The following is an 18,879-nucleotide window of genomic DNA, read 5'->3' as shown; positions in this document are numbered from 1 at the left end:
AGGATCCTCAGGCGAGGTCGCGCTTGAGGATCTTGCCCGTCGCGGTATGCGGCAAGTCCCGCACGAAGACGAAGTCGCGCGGAACGGCGAAGCGGCTGAGGTGTTCGCGCAGGTGATCCCGCAAGGTCTCCGAGTCGAGTTCCCGGCTGCCGTCGGGGACGACGTAGGCGACGAGGCGCTGTCCGAATTCGGCGTCGGAGACCCCGACCACGGCGGCTTCCGCGATGCCGGGGACGTCGACCAGCGTCTCCTCCACTGGTCGCGGGAAGACGTTCTCGCCACCGGAGATGATCATCTCGTCGTTGCGCCCCGCGACGTAGAGGCGCCCCGATCCGTCGATCCAGCCCAGGTCGCCGGTGTCCATCAGGCTGTCGTGGGTCTGCGGACCGGGGTTGTCGGCGTAGCCCTCGAAGAGCATGTCGTTCGAGACGCAGATCCGGCCGATCATCCCCACGGGAACGGGACGGCCCTGCGGGTCGGCGATCATCACCGAGGTACCGAGCGGGGGACGCCCCGCGGTGGTCGGCGCCAGCCGCAGATCGCGCGGGCCCGCCACCGATGCCCAGGACACCTCGGTCGAGCCGTAGAAGTTGAAGATCACGTCACCGAAGGCCGCGGTGAACTCCCGCACCAGATGCGCCGACGGCGGTGAACCGCTGATCGCGACGACCTTCAGGCTGCTCGTGTCGTAGCGATCACGGACGGCGGCGGGCAGATTCATGATGCGCTGCAACATGATCGGCACGGCGACCAGCGACGCGCAGCGGTGCATCGCGATACCTCGCAGCAACTCCTCCGGGTCGGCCCGCGGCGGCAGGATCACCGGCGCCCGCAGACTGGTGCTCACCTGGAGCATCGCCAGGCCCCAGCTGTGGAACAACGGCGCGGCGATCATCATCGGCTGACCCATGCGCAGCGGCATCCGCGACAGCATCGCGGCGATCGGGCCGAATCCCCCCGGCGTGGGACGGGTGGCGCTCTTCGGCAAACCGGTTGTCCCCGAGGTCAACACGATCAGCTTTCCCGGCGTCGGCGAAGGGGAGATCGGTGTGGAGGTCGAACCGAGCAGGGCGCGGATCCCCAGCCGATCCGGCAGTCGGCCGTCCTGGCGCAGGGCGAAGCGCGGCAGTTCCGAGGGCAGACCATGTGCGAGCGGGTCGAATTCGTCGTCCAGCAGCAGCGCCGACAGGTCGTGGCGGCCGGCGACATGTTCGAGTTGCCGGGCGGCCAGCGCGGTATTGCACAGCACGACGTCGGCGCCGATCTTGCCGCACGCGGCGAGCGCGCCGACCATCGCCGAGTGGTTGCGGGCCAACAGCCCCACGGTGCTGCCCCGGCCGATCCCGCGGCTCTGCAGGGCGGCTCCGAGGGAGTTCGACCGATCGTGCAATTCTCCGAAGGTCAGCGTGCCGCGGTCGTCGACGATCGCCGGCACCCGGGGACTGCGAGCGCGGGCCGCGGCGATTCCGCCGCCGAGGGTGAAGCCCCATCGAGCCAGCGAGGCCAGTTGCAGCAGTCCCCGATGCGGCGCGCTCGCACGGACCACCCCGGTCGCGACCATCACCTTCAGGACCGCCAACGTCGCCGGGCGGATGTCGCCGTGGTTGATCACCACCGATGTGGGCCGCCCGGTGATGTAGTCGTCGATGCGCCCGAGGGCCCGATCGATCCAGGCGAGGACGGACTCGTTGTTCGGGTGAACCGTCGGCGGGAGGGCGTCGGCGGCCCGCAGCACCGTCACGATCAATTCGGTGGCGTCCGGCGCCCGGTCGGCCAGCGTGATCGAGATCAGCCCGGGGCCGTCGACGTTCTCGAAGCGCACCTCGCGCCCGGAACGAACGACAACCGCGTCGAACTCGACCTCGGCGGGCTCGCCGGCGGTGTCGAGGCGGATCCGATACCGGCCCGCGTCCTGCTGCTGGTGACGACCGATGCGCTGCGGGGTGCCCACGCCGTCGAGGAAGCGGACGATCAACTCCGGGGTGGCGACCACCTTCCAGAGGCGTTCCGCGGCACACGGGAGCACACGACTGAGATCATGCACACTCGATGTCACGCCACATATTTACCGGTCGTGCGGTACCGAAAGGAACAATTTTCGCCAAGTCATCACGGATTCTCAGCTTGTACTCAACGGTAGTTCCATATGTACCCGTCATAACCTGACATCGGTTTGACATGTCCGCGTGTCGATCAGCCCAGGGTGCGCACGACGTCGGCCGCGACGGCGGCCATCCCGGCCTCGGTGGCGTGGTACGGCAACGGCCCGCCGGCGGGGTCGGGCGCCTGGAAGCCGGACATCCACGGATCGGCGCTGCACGGCGTGTGCCCGACGCCGAGGTCGGATGCGCGCACCAGGGTCGCCCCGGTGCGGTCCGCCGCCGCCCGGAAGGCCGCCGCCAGGCCCGTCGCTACCCGGTAGCTGGTCTGCCACTGGATATCGGTCAACGGGGTGACCGCGCAGTCGCGGTCGTTCGGATCGAGGATCGGCAGGTAGTCGACCAGAACGACCGTCGCCAGCGGTGCGCGCGAACGGGCGGTCGTGACGACCTGCACCAGGTGGTCCTCGACCGCCGCGTAGTCCGCCTCGGCAGGGATGGTCGAGGGCGTTGCCGCGAGCGCGTCGCAGGCGCCCGGCACGTCGGACACCGGGGTGTTGGCGCAGCTGTCGGCGGTCAGGCGGCCGACGTACTGCAGGTCGTTGCCGCCGATGCTCGCGGTGACCAGCCGGGTCTGCGGACCGATCGCGTCGATCTGTACCGGGTTGCTCGCCCCGCCGGCCAGCCCCTGCGGTGTCGACAGCACGTTGGCGGTGGTCGCTCCCGAGCAGGTGACGTCGACCAGCTGCAGCGACAACGCCTCGGCGACCAGGCTGGGATAGTTCGAGCCCGATCGCAGGCAGCCGGAGTCGACCACGGGCGGCAGGACGGGGCCTGCTGCGATCGAGCTGCCCAGCGCCACGTACTCGGAACCGGGGGCGATCGTGGCGGCGCGCGCCCCGCTCGACAGCGACATCGTCGCGGCCACGGCCAGCGCCAGAGTCACCGCGACCCGCGCCAAACGGCGGGGCGCGACGGCGTGCGGTTCGGTTCCTCCGTGCATCGATGCTCCCGGTGGTGTGCCGCGGTTCGGTCCGCCTTCGACGGTACCGATACTGTCCGAGACGGAACGTCTCATGCATATGTCGGCACGGAGCCGCCGGGCGACGCGAGCCACCGGGCAAGATGGGCCCCATGACCGAGACGACGATTACCGTCCGCGGCACCGGTGAGGGACGTCGCGCCGCCCAGCGGGCGATCGTGACGGTGCGCTGTGAATACGCCGGCGACGAGCGCGAGCGGGTGGTCGAATTGGCGGCCGCCGCGGCCACCGAGGTGGCCGCGAGTCTGACCGAGCTGAGCCATCCGACGGCGGGACCGGTCACCTCCTGGTCGGCCGAGCGGCTCAACGCCTGGTCCGAACGGCCCTATGCGCCGGACGGGGCGCCGCGCCCGACGATCCACCACGCCTCGGTGACCACCTCGGCCACCTTTGTCGACTTCACCGCCTTCGCCGATTGGGTCGTGGCGCGCGCCTCGGACGAAGCGATCACCGTCGAGTCGATCTCGTGGGATCTGCTGCCCGAGGACCGCGAACGCATGATGGGCGACGTGCGTGGCGCCGCGGTCGCCGACGCGGTATCCGCCGCGCAGGTATACGCCGCTGCGCTCGGCCTATCGAAGGTGCGCGCGGTCGCGTTGGCCGATCCCGGACTGCTGGCCGGCTCCGGTCCGAGCCCGTTGGTGGAGCGTGGTCCGATGGCCTTCGCGCGGGCGGCGGCGCCCGCCGGGCCGTCGTTGTCGTTCGTGCCGGAGGACATCGTGGTCTCGGTGGTCGTCGAGGCGCGTTTCGTCGCCGAGTAGGCCCCGGCGGCCGGGCCTCCGTGCTGCCCGTTTCGTCCACTACGGGCGGCAGCGCGCGGAGGAATCGGTGGGCCGATGTTCCGATTGGCTATCGATTCCGCAGTGGATTCGCGGCGTCCGCCGGCGGTCGGTGTGGCGGCAGTCGGTACCCATTCCTTCGGTTCGTCGGAGTCGGGTCGCATACGGCTGAACCCGCGTGCCGTCTGCCTGCGGCGATGTAGATCAATGTGCCATTGTCCTCGGGAACCTGAGAGTTCAATAAGCAGACCGTCCATTTGGTTGTTTGCCGGGGGGAACCCTGTCGGTCAGTTCGCTACGGTCGGCTATTCCGTCGTATACCCACCGCCGGGGGCGCCGTCCGATACCTTGCGCAATACTGTTTGGTGTGAAGAGCCGGTGGATGGACGACGCTGCATCGGCCATGGTTGCCTATTTTGTCGTAACGACCGTCCTGTATGCGGCCGCTTTTGTCGGCTTCCTGGGCGGAAACGGCGGCTCGGGAGGCGTCTGGCTGGGTGCGTCTGCCGTTGTCGGACTGGTCGGTATTGGCATCGTCCATTTCACGCCGAAGCCGCTTCCGCGCCGAGTTCTCGGCCTGGTAACCGTGCTGGCGATCGTCGGGATCATGCTCGTCTTCGCCACCGACGACCTTTTCGTCACCAATCTTCTGGCCGCTCAGGCCGCGATCTTCCTCGCGATGCACATCGGCGCCTCGTGGTCCGAGCGCATGTCGTGGATATGGGAAGCCATTCTTATCGCCGGAATCATTGGCGCGGCCTTCCTTTCCCCGGCGCAGGCCCACTGGGTGGTCTACGTGATGATCGCGATGGGCGTCGTGATCGCCTGCGAGGCGTTCAGCGCCTTCGCCCGGCGCATGCGGTACTCGGCGCTGCACGATCCGCTCACCGGCCTGTTGAACCGCCTCGGGATCGAGCAGACCGTCGAATCGATGCTTCCGGTCTACTCCGCCCGCGCCCTGCCGGTGACGATGGCGGTGATCGACCTCGACAACTTCAAGCAGGTCAACGACCGTTTCGGGCATATCGCCGGCGACGTTCTGCTCAGCCGGGTCGCCGAAGCCTGGCGCTCCCAGTTGCGCAACGGTGAGGTCCTCGGCCGCCTGGGCGGCGACGAATTCGTGCTGTTCATGCCCGGTGTGCGCGAGCACGACGCCGAGGTTGTCCTCGAACGGCTGCGGCAGTCCCATGCCGCCGGCTGGAGCGCCGGAACGGTCTGCCTGACCGCCGTCCAGCGTTGGGCCGAGCTCTATCGCGCCGCGGACGCCGAGCTCTACCGGGCCAAGCGGCGCCGCCCGAAGAAGGCCGATCCGCAGGCCCGTCCGCGTCCGGCCGACGATCAACTCCCGCCGCCGCGTCCGGTCGACGACCAGCTCCCGCAGCCGCGTCCGGCCGTGGATCGGGTCCCCGTCGAGCGCGCCCCCGGCAGGGAGACGTCGATGCAGGCATCGGGCGGCTGGCATCCGGTCGCCGACGTGCCGGCGGCCGTCGAATCCTCCGTCGACGGGCCCTTGGCCCAGCCGTCGATCCCGGCCGGTTCCGGACCCCGTCCCACCACGCAGGCTCCCCGGGCCATCCCGCCGGGCAACGGCCCGGCCGCCCTCGAGTCGGGGCGTTCGCCCCGGGCCGTCGGCCGCAGCGCGGTTGTCTACTTCAACGACGCCCCGCCGCAGCCGCATCGCCACCCGAACGACTGACCGACCCGCCCCACATCGCTCGACCCACACAGGAATGGGCCCGTCCTCCGCGAAGGACGGGCCCATTCCTGGATATCGGTCGGGATCAGCCTTCGGAGCGATCCGCACCGGCCGGCAGACCGTTGGTCGACGGCAGGGCGCCGACCTCGTCGGTCGATACCACCGGGTTCGGGGTGGTGACCGGAGCGTCGACCGCCTCGAGGACCTCGGTGTCGACCGCATCGAGGTCGGCGGTGGTATCGGTGGTTTCGGGAGCCTCGGGGGCCTCCTCGATCGCGGCGGGCTCGTCCACCGTGACCTCGACCGACTCCGCCTCGGCGACCTCGGGTGCGACCTCGGTGACCGCCGGCGGCTCGTCGGCGGGGGCCTCGTCGATCGGGGTCTCGTCCACGGGCGCCTCGTCGACCGGCAGGGTTTCGTCGGCAGCGGCCTCGGCGGCGTCCTGCGCGACATCCTCGGCGGCGGCATCTTCGGCGGCGGGGCTCGCGGCGTCCGGATCCTCGACGGTGACGATCTCGTCGACCACGGGCTCGGCAGCGGCCGTCTCGACGGGCGACTCGACCGGCGTCTCGTCGGCAGCGGTCTCTGCGGTCACCGTGGCGGCGGCCGGACCGTGGCCGTTGAGCGAGACCTCGGTGCCGGCGACCTCGCGCAGCGACGGCGGCGCGGCGGCGGGCGGAGCGGGCTCGTTGCGGCGTGCGAGGACGACGGCGGCGACGCCGACACCGACCACGGTGGCACCCAGGGCGACCGCCACGACCGTGCCGGTCGACAGCTTGCCGCTGGTGTCCCCACGGGAGGCCGCGCGCTTGGCCATCACCTCGCGACCGAGGCGGAAGGCGGACCGTCCGGCGGTGAAGCCGGCGACCAGCGGGGCCTTGGTCAACGCGAACGCCGTGACGGCGGCGGCCTTCGCGACCTGCCGACCGGTGCTCTGGGAACCGTGATCGTCGTCCGGGGTCGCCTCGACGCCCGGCGTCTCCGAGGTAGTCATACCTTCACCTTATGCCCAGAGTTCGCCGACCGGTCCCGACACGGCGGGCGTCGTCGATCCGCCCGCGGTCGCATGGCACGATGGCCGGGTGACCGACATCCAGACCGGAACAGCGACCCTGCATACCAACCGTGGCGACATCGTTGTCTCCCTCTTCGGCAATCACGCGCCGAAGACGGTCGAGAACTTCGTTGGACTGGCGGACGGCACCGCGCCGTACACCACCGAGAACGCCTCGGGCAGTAAGAGCGGGCCCTTCTACGACGGCGCGATCTTCCACCGCGTCATCGACGGCTTCATGATCCAGGGCGGCGACCCGACCGGCACCGGTGCGGGTGGCCCCGGCTACGAGTTCGGCGACGAGTTCCACCCGGAACTGCGCTTCGACCGTCCGTACCTGCTCGCGATGGCCAACCGCGGACCGGCGACCAACGGTTCGCAGTTCTTCATCACCACCGGCCCGACCCCGCACCTCAACCGCAAGCACACCATCTTCGGTGAGGTGCTCGACGCCGAGTCGCGCAAGGTTGTCGACGCGATCTCGTCGACCAAGGTCGGCCGCGGCGATCGTCCGGTCGAGCCGGTCGTGATCGAGAAGATCACCATCGCCTGATATGACCCAACCGCCCGGTCCGGTGCCGTACCAGCAGCTCCCGGGGTGCTACCGGCATCCGGATCGGGCCACCGGCCTGTCGTGCGTCCGCTGCGGCCGCCCGGCCTGCCCGGAGTGTCTGCGTTCCGCGCCCGTCGGCAATCAATGCCTCGACTGCATCCGCGCCGATCCCGCGGATGTGCGCACCCCACAGCGCCCCGGCCCCACCCGCGCCTCCGCAGCCCCGATCACCATGGGGCTGATCGCGATCAATGTGGCGATCTTCGCGATCACCGCGGTGCAGTCGCGCAGCCTCTTCGACAACGCCTCCGGATCGACGCTGTTCGACCGGCTGGTCCTCTTCGGCCCGTTGGTCGGGTACGGCGATCTCGAACGGTTGATCGGGAGCGGCTTCCTGCACTACGGGCCGCTGCATCTGCTGGCGAATATGCTCGCGCTGTTCATCTTCGGTCGCGACTGTGAGGTCTTCTTCGGTCGCGCCAGATATCTGGCGATCTACTTCCTGTCGTTGCTCGGCGGTTCGGCCTCCGTGCTGGTGATGCAGCCGATGGGCGCGACTGCGGGCGCCTCCGGAGCGGTCTTCGGACTGTTCGGCGCGACCCTGCTGGTCGTGCTGCGACTGCGTCGCAATCCGAGTTCGCTGATCATGCTGTTGGTGCTCAATTTCGGGTTGAGCGTCGCGGTACCGGGGATCTCGCTGTGGGGGCACCTCGGCGGCCTGCTCGCGGGCGCCGCCGTCGCCGCGGGCTTCCTCTACCTGCGGAAGCAGGCCTACGGCTGGGCGGTCGTCGGTGGGATCGCCGCCCTGATCGTCACGATCATCGCGGTGCGCGCGATCCAGTTGCGCGAGGTCCTCGCGCCGATCCTGCAGTAGCCCGGACCGGTCGCGGGGCTCAGCCGATCACCAGCATGGCGGCCAGTCCGAACATCACCAGGCCGATCGCCGCTTCGATCATCCGCCAGGTGGTCGGCCGGGCGAGCCAGGGCGCCGCCCGCACCGCGCCGAAGCCCAGGCCCGTGAACCACAGGATGCTGGCGGTGATCGCCCCGGCGCCGAAGATCCACCGACCGACCGATCCGTGGGTGGCGGCCAGCGAACCGATCAGGACGACGGTGTCGAGGTAGACGTGCGGGTTGAGCAGGGTCACCGCCAACGTGCCCAGCAGCACCCCCCGCCGACCGTGCGTGGCCCCGGTCGCCGCGTCGAGGGCGTCCGGACGGGCGGCCCGCCGGAACGCGGCGACGCCGAGGAAACACAGATAGGCCGCACCGACCCAGGTGATCACCTCGAGCAGGGTCGGGCGTGCGGTGATCATCGATCCGAGTCCGGCGATGCCGATCATCGCGAGCGTGATGTCGGCCAGGATGCACACCACCACGGCGACGCCGACGTGGTTGCGGATCAGGCCCAGACGCAGCACCCAGGCGTTCTGGGCGCCGATGGCCACGATCAATCCGGCAGTGGTGGCCAGTCCGGCCAGGTACGTCGTCACCGGAACGACGCTAGGGTCGCCGGTCTGTTAAGGCCAACGAATGATTCTTGACAACCATTAGAGTTGCTTCATTATGGATCCGCATCGGCTGGCCGCGTTGACCGCGGTGATCGACACCGGGACGTTCGAGGCCGCGGCCGCGCAGCTGGCGGTCACCCCGTCGGCGATCAGTCAGCGCATCCGCGCGTTGGAGAACGAGATCGGACAGGTGCTGGTGGTGCGCGCGGCCCCCTGCCGGGCCACCCCGGCCGGCGAGGTGCTGATCCGCTTCTCCCGCCAGCAACACCTCCTGGCGGCCGAGGCGCTCGCCGAGATCCGCGGTCCCGACCGCCCCGCCGGCAGCCGCACGGTGGTCCCGATCGCCGTGAACGCGGACTCGCTGAGCACCTGGTTCGGCGACGTGCTGACCGCGGTCGCCGACTGGTCCGATGTGCTGCTCGACGTCCGGGTGGAGGACCAGGAACACTCGACCCGGCTGCTGCGGGCCGGCGACGTGCTGGCCGCGGTCACCTCGGAGCCGATCGGCGTCCAGGGCTGTTCCACCCGACCGCTGACCGCGTTCCGATACTTCGCGGTCGCCACCCCCGAGTTGGTGGCGCGGTACCGCGGCGCCGACGGGATCGACTGGTCGGCGATGCCGCTGGTCCGCTTCAACGACAAGGACGACCTGCAGCACCGCATCCTCGAGCGCTACGGGGTCGCCGACGCGCCGGCCCACAACCTGCCCGGCAACGACGCCTTCCTGCACGCGATCCGGCACGGGCTCGGGTGGGGGGTGGGGATGGCCGGCCAGATCGAGCGGGATCTCGCCGCGGGCCGACTGGTACGTCTCGGTCCGGACGATCACGTCGACGTGATGCTGTACTGGCAGCGGTGGAAACTGCGGTCCGAACTGCTGGATCGATTGACCGACGCGGTGGTCGCGGCGGCGGGCGAGCGCCCGGTGTGGTCGGGCAGATGACATTTGTCATGCCCGAACGGTGAAAAGCGCCGGCGAACCGGTGAGGAATCGACCTGCCGCCGTGGCTGATTCGGCGCGACAGTGGAACCATGAATACGACACAAGCGACTCGCTCGCCCGAGGCGACCTCGCAGCACACCGGCGCCGCCATCGCGGTGCGCGGGCTGCGTCGTCGTTACGGCACCGGTGCACAGGCTTTCGAAGCCGTGCGCGGACTGGACCTGATCGTTCCCGAGGGCACCGTCACCGCCCTGCTCGGCACCAACGGCGCCGGCAAGACCTCCACCCTGGAGGTGATCGAGGGGCTCGGCCGTGCGACCGAGGGCGAGGTGCGGGTGCTGGGTCTCGACCCGATCGCCGACCGCGCCGAGGTGCGGCGGCGGATCGGAGTTCTGTTGCAGTCCAGCGGATTCTCCGGTGACCTGACCGTCGTCGAGACCGCCCGGCTGTGGCATTCGACGCTCAGCACGCCGCGCCCGGTCGAGGAGGCGCTCGAGATGCTCGACCTGCGGGCCCGCGCCGACGTGAAGGTCAGCGCCCTGTCCGGCGGCGAGAAGCGTCGCCTCGACCTCGCCCTGACGCTGATGGGCCGGCCGGAACTGGTGATGCTCGACGAGCCGACCACCGGCCTCGACCCGGAAAGCCGCAGGGAGGTATGGCGTTTGGTGCGCGGCCTGCGTGACGCCGGGGCGACCGTGCTGCTGACCACCCACTACCTCGACGAGGCCGAAGCCCTCGCCGATCGCCTCGAGATCATGCACGCCGGGCGGATCGTCCGCAGCGGCACCGCCGGCGAGATCGCCGAGGGGCACCCCTCCACGATCACCTTCGATCGGCTGCACCGCGAATTGCCCGCCCTGCCGCGCGCCACCGTCGACCCCGCATCCCTGTCCGATCCGCGCACCGTCCTGCACACCACCGACCTGCAGGAATCCCTGACCGCCCTGCTCGGATGGGCCCAGCACGAGGGGGTGCGCATCGACGGCCTCGACGCGCGCACCGCGAGCCTCGAGTCGGTCTTCCTGGCGATCGCCGACGGCGACGACGACCGTCGCGCGGCCCCCACGTCTTCGAAAGAGGTCTGAACCATGGCCATCACCCCCACCGTCGATCTGACCCCGGCCCGCCACGCCGGTGACCACCGCCAGGGCTCCCGCGTCCGGCGTATCGCGGGCATGGCGAAGGCAAATGCGCTGTTGCTGACCAGGAACCGCATGACCCTGGCCTACGCCTTCATCTTCCCGCTCATCCCGCTGGCCTGGTTGCTGGTCGGTGATCGCGGGGACACCACCTTCGGCATCATGAGCATGACGAACGTGCTGTTGCTCGCCGCGCTCTTCCCCGTGTACTACAACATGCTCTCGCAGACGGTCACCCGTCGGGACGAATTGGTGCTCAAGCGATTCCGTTCCGGCGAGAGCAGCGACAATGACCTGCTCGCCTCGATCGCCATCCCCGGCATCGCGGTGATGCTGATCGTCTCGCTGCTGGCGGTCGCGATCGCCCCGGCCTTCGGGCAGCCGTTGCCGGCCAATCCGATCGTGCTGCTGGTCGCGGTGCTGGTGATCGCCACCGCATTTGCCGGCCTCGCCTTCTGGACCGCGGCGTGGACCCGCAATGCCGAAGCGGCGCGGGTGACCTCGCTGCCGATCCTCATGCTGGCGATCGTCGGCTCGCTGCGGGCGGTCTTCCCCGAGTCGGTGCACCCGTACCTGGAGCTGACGCCGGGCGCCGCGATCGAGGCGCTGGTGCGGATCGCGTGGTTCGGCCAGGACCTCGACGGTATCTCGTTGACCTTCGCGCAGACCTTCACCGAGGCCGGTCGACCGCTGGCGGTGCTGGTGGGCTGGTTGGTGCTCGCCGCGGTGCTGACCAAGCGGTCGATGCGCTGGGAACCGCGCGGCTGATCGGACCTGCAGCTGATCGGACCTACAACGGCATCCGTCGAATCACCTCGAGTGGTTCGACGGATGCCGCGTTTCGCCCGACGGGAGGCGCCGATGCCTACGATCGACCGAACAGATTCTCCCGACGAACGGCACGGAAGGAATCCGCGTTCGATGGCACGCTGGAACGGCTTCTGGTCCCGGCGCACCGATGTGCAGCGGGTCGAGCTGTACACCAAGGTGTCGCTCTACCTGGGGGTATGGTCGCTGGCCCTGCTCTGGGCGCTCTCGCCGAGCCCGGCTGCGTTCGAGGGGCCGGCCGCGATCGCGGCGGTTGTCGTCACGATCGCGGTGATGGGTGCGATCGGCACGTGGGGGGTGCACGTCGCGCTCGCCCACCCGAACGGGGTCGATCCGAACGCACCCGACGCGCGACGCCTGCTCATAGGTACCGGGGTGGCGATTCTCGTCCTGTTGGCGTGGGGATCGACGTTGCCGCAGGTGCCGGCCACCGTCGTGATGGGCACCGTCTTCACCAGCGCCGCGTGGGTGGTCGGCGCGATGCCGAAGTGGTTCGCCATCGTGACCGGCGTCGTCCTCTACGCGGTGGGTTCGCTGGTGTTGGACGCCGATCCGGCCGCGGCGCTGGTGTGGGTGGCGTTCTACGTCTTCCTGCTGTTCATCCTGCGGGTATCGCTGTGGGTGCTCTGGGTGGTGCAGGAACTCGACGAGGCGCGCGGCGTGCAGAGCCGGTTGGCGGTCGCCGAGGAACGGCTGCGGTTCTCCCGCGACGTGCACGATGTGCTCGGCCGCCACCTGTCGACGATCGCCGTGCGCTCGGAGCTGGCGGCCCGGCTCGCCGATCGGGACGCGCAGCGGGCGGGGGAGGAGATGCTGCGGGTGCGGTCGGCGGCGCAGGAGGCGCTGCGCGAGGCCCGCGCCCTCGCCCGCGGGTATCGCGAGACCGACCTGCAGGCCGAACTCGACGGGGCGACCTCCCTGTTGGCGTCGGCCGGTATCCAATCCCGATGCGACCTCGCCGCGCTGCCCGCACGGCTGCACGAGCCGGCCGGGTGGGTCATCCGCGAGGCGATCACCAATGTGCTGCGGCATGCCGACGCCGAGGAGGTGATCGTCGAATGGCTCGGCGACCCCGCCGGGGCGGGCACCCTGATCGTGCGCAACGACGGCGCGCATCCCGCGGACCCGACCGCCGTCGGCGGATCCGGCATCAGTGGGCTGCGCGAACGGCTCGCCCCGTTGGGGGCGACGTTGACCGTGCAGCGCGAGGACGACCGGTTTGCGCTGGTCGCGGGCTTCCCGGCAGATGTCGTCGGCGATTAGCGCGCGCGTGGCCCGGTCAGAGGCAGAGCGAGTCCAACTCCCGGGCCGCCTCGGCGACCGAGTCGGCCAGGTTGCGCCGGCAGCCGGCGGAATAGAGCGGACCGCCGCCGTCGATCAGCAGGACCCGAGCCATCGCGGCGCCGCGTGCCGAGATCGGGCGCGGCGAGCGCAGGACGGTGGTCAGCTCCTCGATCTGGGGCGCGGCCTCCCTGACCTCGTCGTGCTGGACGGGAACGCGGGACGACGCCACCATCGGAATCGGGTCGGCAACGGGCTCGGCCTGATGCAGGACCGACACCCAGGCGGAGGCCAGCCGTTCGCGCTGGGCCGGGGTGACCAGCAGGGCCGCTCGCACTGCGCGCAGCTTGCGCGACTCGATCGGCGCTCCCGCGGCGAGCTGGGTATCGAGGTTCCCGGCGCAGAGCCGGGCGAGCAGCCGGTCCCGGAAGTGGATCGGTCGCAGGGCGAGATCATGGTTGGCGTCGTGCATGAGGACGGACGTGGCGTACTGCTCGGTTTCCGTTCGCACAGGTGATGCGGACATGCCTCCATTGTGGCTAGCACATCCGCCCGCCGAAAGTGGCAGATTGGCTGTAACGCTCATGTTAACTGCCACTTTGGCGTGTTGCCGTTTCCCGAATGTGGCGGGACCGTAAGGATATTGGCGAAAGTGCGTGCCGTCACACCAACACCGAAGGGCGATTCGATCGTGGTGATCCGAGTGCTGTTGGCCGACGACGAGAACCTCATCCGGGAGGCGCTCGGTCAGTTGCTCGACCTCGAGGACGACCTCGAGGTGGTCGCCCAGGCGGCGAGCGGGGACGAGGCCCTGGCGACCGCGCTGAAAGTGGAGCCCGACGTCGCGGTGCTCGATCTGCAGATGCCGGGTAACGGCACGCGGCGCCTCGACGGCATCGAGGTCGCCGAGGAGTTGGCCCAACGACTGCCGAGCTGTGCCTGCGTCATCGTGACCAGCCACGGGCGGCCCGGTCACCTCAAGCGGGCACTCAAGGTCGGGGTGCGGGGGTTCCTGCCGAAGACGACGTCGGCGACCACTCTGGCCGAGGTGGTGCGCAAGGTGCACGCCGGTGGGCGGCACGTCGACCCGGAGCTGGCCGCCGAGGCGATCAGCGCCGGTGACAGCCCGCTGACCCCGCGCGAGGCCGACGTGCTCGAACTGTCCGCCGAGGGCGCTCCCATCGACGAGATCGCCCGGCGGGCCGCGCTGTCACCCGGCACCGTGCGCAACTATCTATCGAGCGCGGTCACCAAGCTCGGCGCGGCCAATCGGCACGAGGCCGGCGCCACCGCCCGCCGGCTGGGGTGGATCTAGCCGGGCTGGGGGGTGGATCTGAGCGGGCGTCAGCGCCAGCCGAGTTCCGGGGCGACCAGCGTCAGGACGTTCTCCATCAGCTGGGCGTTGTACTCGACGCCGAGCTGGTTGGGGACGGTCAGCAGCAGCGTGTCCGCCGCGGCGATCGCCTCGTCCTGCGCCAGTTCCTCGATCAGCTTGTCCGGCTCCCCGGCGTAGGCCTTGCCGAAGCGGGCGGTGCCGCCGTCGATGTAGCCGACCTGGTCGCTGCTGCGCCGTTCGTCGCCGAAGTAGGCGCGGTCCATATCGGTGACCAGCGGCATGATGCTGCGGCTGACCGAGACGCGCGGCTCACGGGTATGCCCCGCTTCCTTCCACGCGGCGCGGTAGCGCTCGATCTGCTCGGCCTGCAACTGGTGGAACGGCACGCCGGTGTCCTCGGTCAACAGCGTCGAGGACATCAGGTTCATCCCGATCTTCGCGGTCCACTCGGCGGTGGCGCGGCTGCCCGCACCCCACCAGATGCGGTCGCGCAGCCCGGGCGACTGCGGCTCGAGGCCCAGCAGGCCCGGCGGGTTCGGGAACATCGGCGACGGGTTCGGCTGCGCGAACCGGTGGCCGTCGATCATCTCCAGGAAGATCTCGGTGTGCTTGCGCGCCATCTCGGCGTGGTCACCGTCCGGCGGCTCGTAGCCGAAGTAGCGGAAGCCGTCGATCACCTGCTCGGGCGATCCCCGGCTGACGCCGAGCTGCAACCGGCCACCGGCGATCAGGTCGGCGGCGCCGGCGTCCTCGGCCATGTAGAGGGGGTTTTCGTAACGCATGTCGATCACGCCGGTGCCGATCTCGATGCGGCTCGTGCGCGCGCCGATCGCCGCGAGCAGCGGGAACGGCGAGGCCAGTTGGCGGGCAAAATGGTGGACGCGGTAGTACGCGCCGTCGGCTCCGAGCTCCTCGGCGGCAACCGCCAAGTCCACCGACTGCAGGAGGGCATCCGCCGCCGACCGCGTCTGCGAGTGGGGCGACGGTGTCCAATGTCCGAAGGACAGGAATCCGATGTTCTTCATAGTTCCTACAACTTAGTTGACACTGCAATTATTTCCATGACCGGGGTCACCTGTGGACTTCCAATTGGGCGCGGTCGATCGTCGCGTGGATCCCGTCGCGGCCGCCGATGGTGATCACCTCCGGCTCCCACCGGATGTCCCCGAAGCGGGCCACCGCGTCGGCGGGCGAGTCGGCGCGGCCGATCGTTCCGAGGTCCTGCCGGTAGCTGCAACCGCCGATGCAGACGATCCCGGAAACCAGGTAACCGTCGGAGTCCGGCTCGGCGGAGATCACCACCTGGTAGCGCGCCGCTGATGCGGAGGACGGGTCGCCGTGGTCGGCCATCGTGCCGCCGCGGGAGGTCGCGATGACCGCGTCCAGCGGGTCCGGCCGGCCGAACGTCCACCACAGACCGGCGATCACCGTCACCGCGACGCCCAGCAGGGCGCCGACCAGTAGTCCCCTCGCAAAGCCGGACATCGAACTCCTCGCTGTCTGCGGGTTGGCCCCGGCCGGCGTCGGCATGCGTATCCAGTCGGCATGCGTATCCGAACGATCAGTATCCGATCTCGGTATCTTGACGGATTTCTTCCCGCCGCCGCGGCGGCACTGTGGGTCCCACGTCGCCGCGAGCGACAGCCACGTAGACGCCAACGTTGCCGACGTGGACCACACGAGGGAAGGAATCCGCCATGCGGTTCATCATGATGTACCGGAATCCGACGTCCATCCGGTGGGCAGGTATGCGGTGAAGTGCGCGGCGTCGAGGGTGATGTCGGTGCGCTGCGAGTCGATCACCGACGAGGGCATGATCGCCGCGCAGACTCGAAGAAACCTCCAGTCGATAACGACAACCATTGTCGTTTAGAGTGGGTGGATCGCGCCAACTCAGGAGTTCCGATGGCTGTCCCCAAGCGACGGATGTCGCGCAGCAATACCCGCACCCGCCGCGCGCAGTGGCGGGCCACCCCGCCCGCACTGGTGCCGATCATGATCGCCGGCCGCCGCCATATGGTCCCGCGGCGCCTGGTGAAGGCCTACCAGACCGGGGTGCTGCCCCCGCCGGACTGAAGATCGTCGCGGTGACGTCCACAAACGACCCCGCACAGCGAGGCCGTGACAATAATTGTCGCGGCCCCGCTGTGACGCGGACGGTGTGGACGGCCCGACGGGTGCTAGCTCAGATCGGCCCGCACCTTGTGGGCGGCGGCGACCAGATTGCGCAGCGATGCCTCGACCTCGGCGGTGCCGCGGGTCTTCAGCCCGCAGTCGGGGTTGACCCACAACCGTTCGGACGGCACCTGCCCCAACGCCAGCCGCAGCGACTCCGCGACCTCCTCGACCCCGGGGACCCGCGGGGAGTGGATGTCGTAGACGCCGGGGCCCACGTCGTTGGCGAACCCGGCGGCGTTGAGGTCGTCGAGCACCTCCATATGCGACCGCGCCGCCTCGATCGACGTGACGTCGGCGTCGAGGCCGGCGATCGCGTCGATCACCTCGCCGAACTCGGAGTAGCAGAGGTGGGTGTGGATCTGCGTCGAGTCCGCCACCCCGGAGGTCGCGACGCGGAAGGCGCGCACCGCCCAGTCCAGATACGCCGGCTGATCGGCCGCACGCAGCGGCAGCAACTCGCGCAGCGCCGGTTCGTCGACCTGCACGATGCGGATGCCCGCGGCCTGCAGGTCGACCGTCTCGTCGCGGATCGCGAGCGCCACCTGGTTGGCGGAGTCGGCCAACGGCTGGTCGTCGCGCACGAACGACCACGCCAGGATGGTGATCGGCCCGGTGAGCATCCCCTTGACCGGCTTGGCGGTCAGCGACTGCGCGTAGGTGATCCAGTCGACGGTCATCGGCTGCGGTCGCCGCACGTCGCCGTAGAGGATAGGCGGGCGGACGCACCGGGTGCCGTAGGACTGCACCCACCCGTTCGCCGTGGTGGCGAAACCGTCGAGCAGTTCGGCGAAGTACTGCACCATGTCGTTGCGCTCGGGTTCGCCGTGGACCAGCACGTCCAGGCCGAGACCCTCCTGGAAGGCGATCACCTCGGCGATTTCGGTGCGCATCCGCTCGAGGTATTCGGCGGTGTCGATCTCCCCGCGTCGCAGCGCCGCCCGGGCGGTCCGGATCTGTCCGGTCTGTGGGAACGACCCGATCGTGGTGGTCGGCAACGGTGGCAGGGCCAACCCGGTCTGGGCCGCCCGACGTTCGGTGGCGGGCGACCGGCCCGGCTCGGTGCTCAGCACCGAATCCAACCGACCCCGCAGGGCGGAGTCGTGCAGACGGGGGTCTTCACGCCGCGAGGCCGCGGCCTGCCGGGACTGCTCGATCGCCCCGGACACCGCCTCGACGCCGCCGGACAAGGCGGTCGCCAACGTCACCACCTCGGTGACCTTCTCAGACCCGAACGCCAGCCAGGAGCGCAGGCTGTCGTCGAGATCCGGTTCGGCGTCCAGGGTGTAGGGCACGTGCAGCAGCGAACTCGACGTCGACACCGCCAGCGATCCGGTCGATCCGAGCAGGGTGCCCAACTCGGCCAGCGCGGCCTCGAGGTCGGTGCGCCAGATATTGCGACCGTCGACCACCCCGGCAACCACGTGCTTGCGGGTCAACTCCGGTACCGCGGCGATCGAATCCGACCCCGCCACGCGGTCGATCGCGATGCCCTCGATCCCGGTGGACGCCAATGCCGGCAGGGCCGCGCCCAGACTGCCGAAGTAGGAGGCGACCAGGATCGCCGGTCGATCCGACAGCGCCGACAACCGGTCGTAGACCTCCCGAGCGGCGGCGATCTGCTCGTCGGTCCGGTCGGCGACCAGCGCCGGTTCGTCGATCTGCACCCATTCGGCACCGGCCCGGTGCAGATGGGCCAGCAGGTTTTCGTACAGCGGCACCAGCTCCGCGAGCCGGTCGATCGGAGGTGCGTCGGTCCCCACCGCCTTGGACAGCAGCAGGAAGGTAACCGGCCCGAGGATCACCGGGCGGGCCGGGATCCCGTCGGCGAGGGCCTCGGCCAGGTCGGCCAGGACCGCCGCATCGTCGAGCGCGAAGGACGTATCGGGTCCGATCTCCGGGACCAGGTAGTGGTAGTTGGTGTCGAACCACTTGGTCATCTCGAGCGGGGGAATCGTGTCGGTGCCGCGAGCGGCGGCGAAGTACCGATCGAGCGGATCGGCGATGCCGGCCACCCGCTCCGGCAGGGCGCCGAGCAGAACCGCGGTATCGAGGACCTGGTCGTAATAGGAGAACGTATTGACCGGGACCGAGTCGAGCCCGGCGGCCCGCAGATCGGCGTTGTGCCGGCGGCGCAGATCGGCGGCGACGGCCGCCAGCGCGTCGGCGTCGATACGCCCGGCCCAGTAGCGTTCGACGGCCTTCTTCAGTTCGCGCTTCGGCCCGATCCGCGGGGAACCGAGCACGGTGGCGGTGAACCGCCCGGGTTGATCGGCAGGGGACACGATGTTGTCCTTCGGTACGTGGTTGATGAACCACCACCCGCGAACGGACACGCCCGATGAGCCCACAGCACACGCAGCGCCCGCCGCGAGGGGCGGACGCGCGACAAGCACGACCGGGTCGCTCCGCCCAATCCTCGAGGCGGTGGACCGTCGGATGC

Annotated in this window: 19 protein-coding genes; 10 read left to right on the top strand and 9 right to left on the bottom strand. The window is 69.8% G+C overall.

Annotated elements, in window-relative coordinates; genetic code table 11:
* Positions 1–7: 7 nt before the first annotated feature.
* A complete protein-coding gene (locus MB1_RS00955; protein WP_245649964.1) occupies positions 8–2,026 on the bottom strand; it encodes an AMP-binding protein in 2,019 nt (672 codons plus the stop codon).
* A 167-nt stretch (positions 2,027–2,193) separates the two neighbouring features.
* A complete protein-coding gene (locus MB1_RS00950; protein ID WP_066902782.1) occupies positions 2,194–3,102 on the bottom strand; it encodes an SGNH/GDSL hydrolase family protein in 909 nt (302 codons plus the stop codon).
* A 131-nt stretch (positions 3,103–3,233) separates the two neighbouring features.
* On the opposite strand from MB1_RS00950, the gene MB1_RS00945 reads away from it, so the two are divergent.
* Together MB1_RS00945 and MB1_RS00940 are read left to right on the top strand one after the other, a co-directional pair.
* Positions 3,234–3,902 carry an SIMPL domain-containing protein gene (locus MB1_RS00945; RefSeq protein ID WP_066902780.1) on the top strand — a complete coding sequence of 223 codons (669 nt, stop codon included), beginning with the start codon at positions 3,234–3,236 and terminating at the stop codon, positions 3,900–3,902.
* Between the two features lie 400 nt (positions 3,903–4,302).
* Positions 4,303–5,616, top strand: a complete 1,314-nt coding sequence (locus tag MB1_RS00940) for a GGDEF domain-containing protein (RefSeq protein WP_084350701.1) — start codon at positions 4,303–4,305, stop codon at positions 5,614–5,616.
* An 85-nt stretch (positions 5,617–5,701) separates the two neighbouring features.
* On the opposite strand, the gene MB1_RS00935 is transcribed toward MB1_RS00940, so the two are convergent.
* The gene (locus MB1_RS00935) at positions 5,702–6,610 is read right to left on the bottom strand and encodes a hypothetical protein (RefSeq protein ID WP_066902778.1); all 909 of its coding nucleotides are present in this window, start codon (positions 6,608–6,610) and stop codon (positions 5,702–5,704) included.
* 88 nt (positions 6,611–6,698) lie between these two features.
* Here MB1_RS00935 and MB1_RS00930 point away from each other — a divergent pair, with 88 nt between their 5' ends.
* Together MB1_RS00930 and MB1_RS00925 are read left to right on the top strand one after the other, a co-directional pair.
* Positions 6,699–7,223, top strand: coding sequence for a peptidylprolyl isomerase (locus tag MB1_RS00930; protein WP_066902776.1), 525 nt, complete (start codon positions 6,699–6,701; stop codon positions 7,221–7,223).
* A 1-nt stretch (position 7,224) separates the two neighbouring features.
* The gene (locus MB1_RS00925; protein WP_066902774.1) at positions 7,225–8,097 is read left to right on the top strand and encodes a rhomboid family intramembrane serine protease; all 873 of its coding nucleotides are present in this window, start codon (positions 7,225–7,227) and stop codon (positions 8,095–8,097) included.
* 19 nt (positions 8,098–8,116) lie between these two features.
* Here MB1_RS00925 and MB1_RS00920 read toward each other — a convergent pair whose 3' ends face one another.
* On the bottom strand, positions 8,117–8,716 hold the full coding sequence (locus MB1_RS00920) for a LysE/ArgO family amino acid transporter (protein ID WP_066902772.1): 600 nt from the start codon (positions 8,714–8,716) through the stop codon (positions 8,117–8,119).
* A 73-nt stretch (positions 8,717–8,789) separates the two neighbouring features.
* Here MB1_RS00920 and MB1_RS00915 point away from each other — a divergent pair, with 73 nt between their 5' ends.
* From MB1_RS00915 to MB1_RS00900, 4 genes are all read left to right on the top strand, one after another.
* Entirely contained in the window at positions 8,790–9,677 is an 888-nt protein-coding gene (locus MB1_RS00915; RefSeq protein ID WP_066902770.1) for a LysR family transcriptional regulator ArgP, read from the top strand.
* A gap of 89 nt (positions 9,678–9,766) precedes the next feature.
* Entirely contained in the window at positions 9,767–10,762 is a 996-nt protein-coding gene (locus MB1_RS00910; RefSeq protein ID WP_066902767.1) for an ABC transporter ATP-binding protein, read from the top strand.
* Positions 10,763–10,765: 3 nt separating this feature from the next.
* A complete protein-coding gene (locus MB1_RS00905) occupies positions 10,766–11,584 on the top strand; it encodes an ABC transporter permease (RefSeq protein ID WP_066902766.1) in 819 nt (272 codons plus the stop codon).
* Between the two features lie 153 nt (positions 11,585–11,737).
* Positions 11,738–12,907: a sensor histidine kinase gene (locus tag MB1_RS00900; RefSeq protein WP_066902764.1), complete on the top strand. Its 1,170-nt coding sequence runs from the start codon at positions 11,738–11,740 to the stop codon at positions 12,905–12,907.
* A gap of 16 nt (positions 12,908–12,923) precedes the next feature.
* Here MB1_RS00900 and MB1_RS00895 read toward each other — a convergent pair whose 3' ends face one another.
* Complete coding sequence (locus MB1_RS00895; RefSeq protein WP_157083839.1) at positions 12,924–13,451, bottom strand: hypothetical protein; 528 nt, start codon at positions 13,449–13,451, stop codon at positions 12,924–12,926.
* Positions 13,452–13,619: 168 nt separating this feature from the next.
* Here MB1_RS00895 and MB1_RS00890 point away from each other — a divergent pair, with 168 nt between their 5' ends.
* Positions 13,620–14,240, top strand: coding sequence for a response regulator transcription factor (locus MB1_RS00890; protein WP_066903419.1), 621 nt, complete (start codon positions 13,620–13,622; stop codon positions 14,238–14,240).
* 29 nt (positions 14,241–14,269) lie between these two features.
* Here MB1_RS00890 and MB1_RS00885 read toward each other — a convergent pair whose 3' ends face one another.
* The 3 genes from MB1_RS00885 to MB1_RS25450 all read right to left on the bottom strand — a co-directional run bounded on the left by MB1_RS00885 (position 14,270) and on the right by MB1_RS25450 (position 16,124).
* Positions 14,270–15,286: an LLM class flavin-dependent oxidoreductase gene (locus MB1_RS00885; protein ID WP_066902760.1), complete on the bottom strand. Its 1,017-nt coding sequence runs from the start codon at positions 15,284–15,286 to the stop codon at positions 14,270–14,272.
* A gap of 46 nt (positions 15,287–15,332) precedes the next feature.
* Positions 15,333–15,746 (bottom strand): hypothetical protein, encoded by a 414-nt coding sequence (locus MB1_RS00880; RefSeq protein ID WP_066902758.1) that lies wholly within the window; start codon positions 15,744–15,746, stop codon positions 15,333–15,335.
* A 222-nt stretch (positions 15,747–15,968) separates the two neighbouring features.
* Positions 15,969–16,124, bottom strand: a complete 156-nt coding sequence (locus MB1_RS25450; RefSeq protein WP_157083838.1) for a hypothetical protein — start codon at positions 16,122–16,124, stop codon at positions 15,969–15,971.
* 42 nt (positions 16,125–16,166) lie between these two features.
* On the opposite strand from MB1_RS25450, the gene rpmF reads away from it, so the two are divergent.
* A complete protein-coding gene (rpmF, locus tag MB1_RS00875; RefSeq protein ID WP_066903417.1) occupies positions 16,167–16,337 on the top strand; it encodes a 50S ribosomal protein L32 in 171 nt (56 codons plus the stop codon).
* A gap of 104 nt (positions 16,338–16,441) precedes the next feature.
* Here the strand turns inward: rpmF and metE are convergent, their stop codons facing one another.
* Positions 16,442–18,721, bottom strand: coding sequence for a 5-methyltetrahydropteroyltriglutamate--homocysteine S-methyltransferase (gene metE / locus MB1_RS00870; protein WP_066903415.1), 2,280 nt, complete (start codon positions 18,719–18,721; stop codon positions 16,442–16,444).
* Between the last annotated feature and the right edge of the window lie 158 nt (positions 18,722–18,879).

The sequence above is a fragment of the Millisia brevis NBRC 105863 genome (genome assembly GCF_001552615.1).
In the GTDB taxonomy this organism is placed as follows: Bacteria; Actinomycetota; Actinomycetes; order Mycobacteriales; family Mycobacteriaceae; genus Millisia; species Millisia brevis.
The sequence above is the reverse complement of the archived record's forward strand: the minus strand, read 5'-3'. Positions and strand labels throughout refer to the sequence as shown.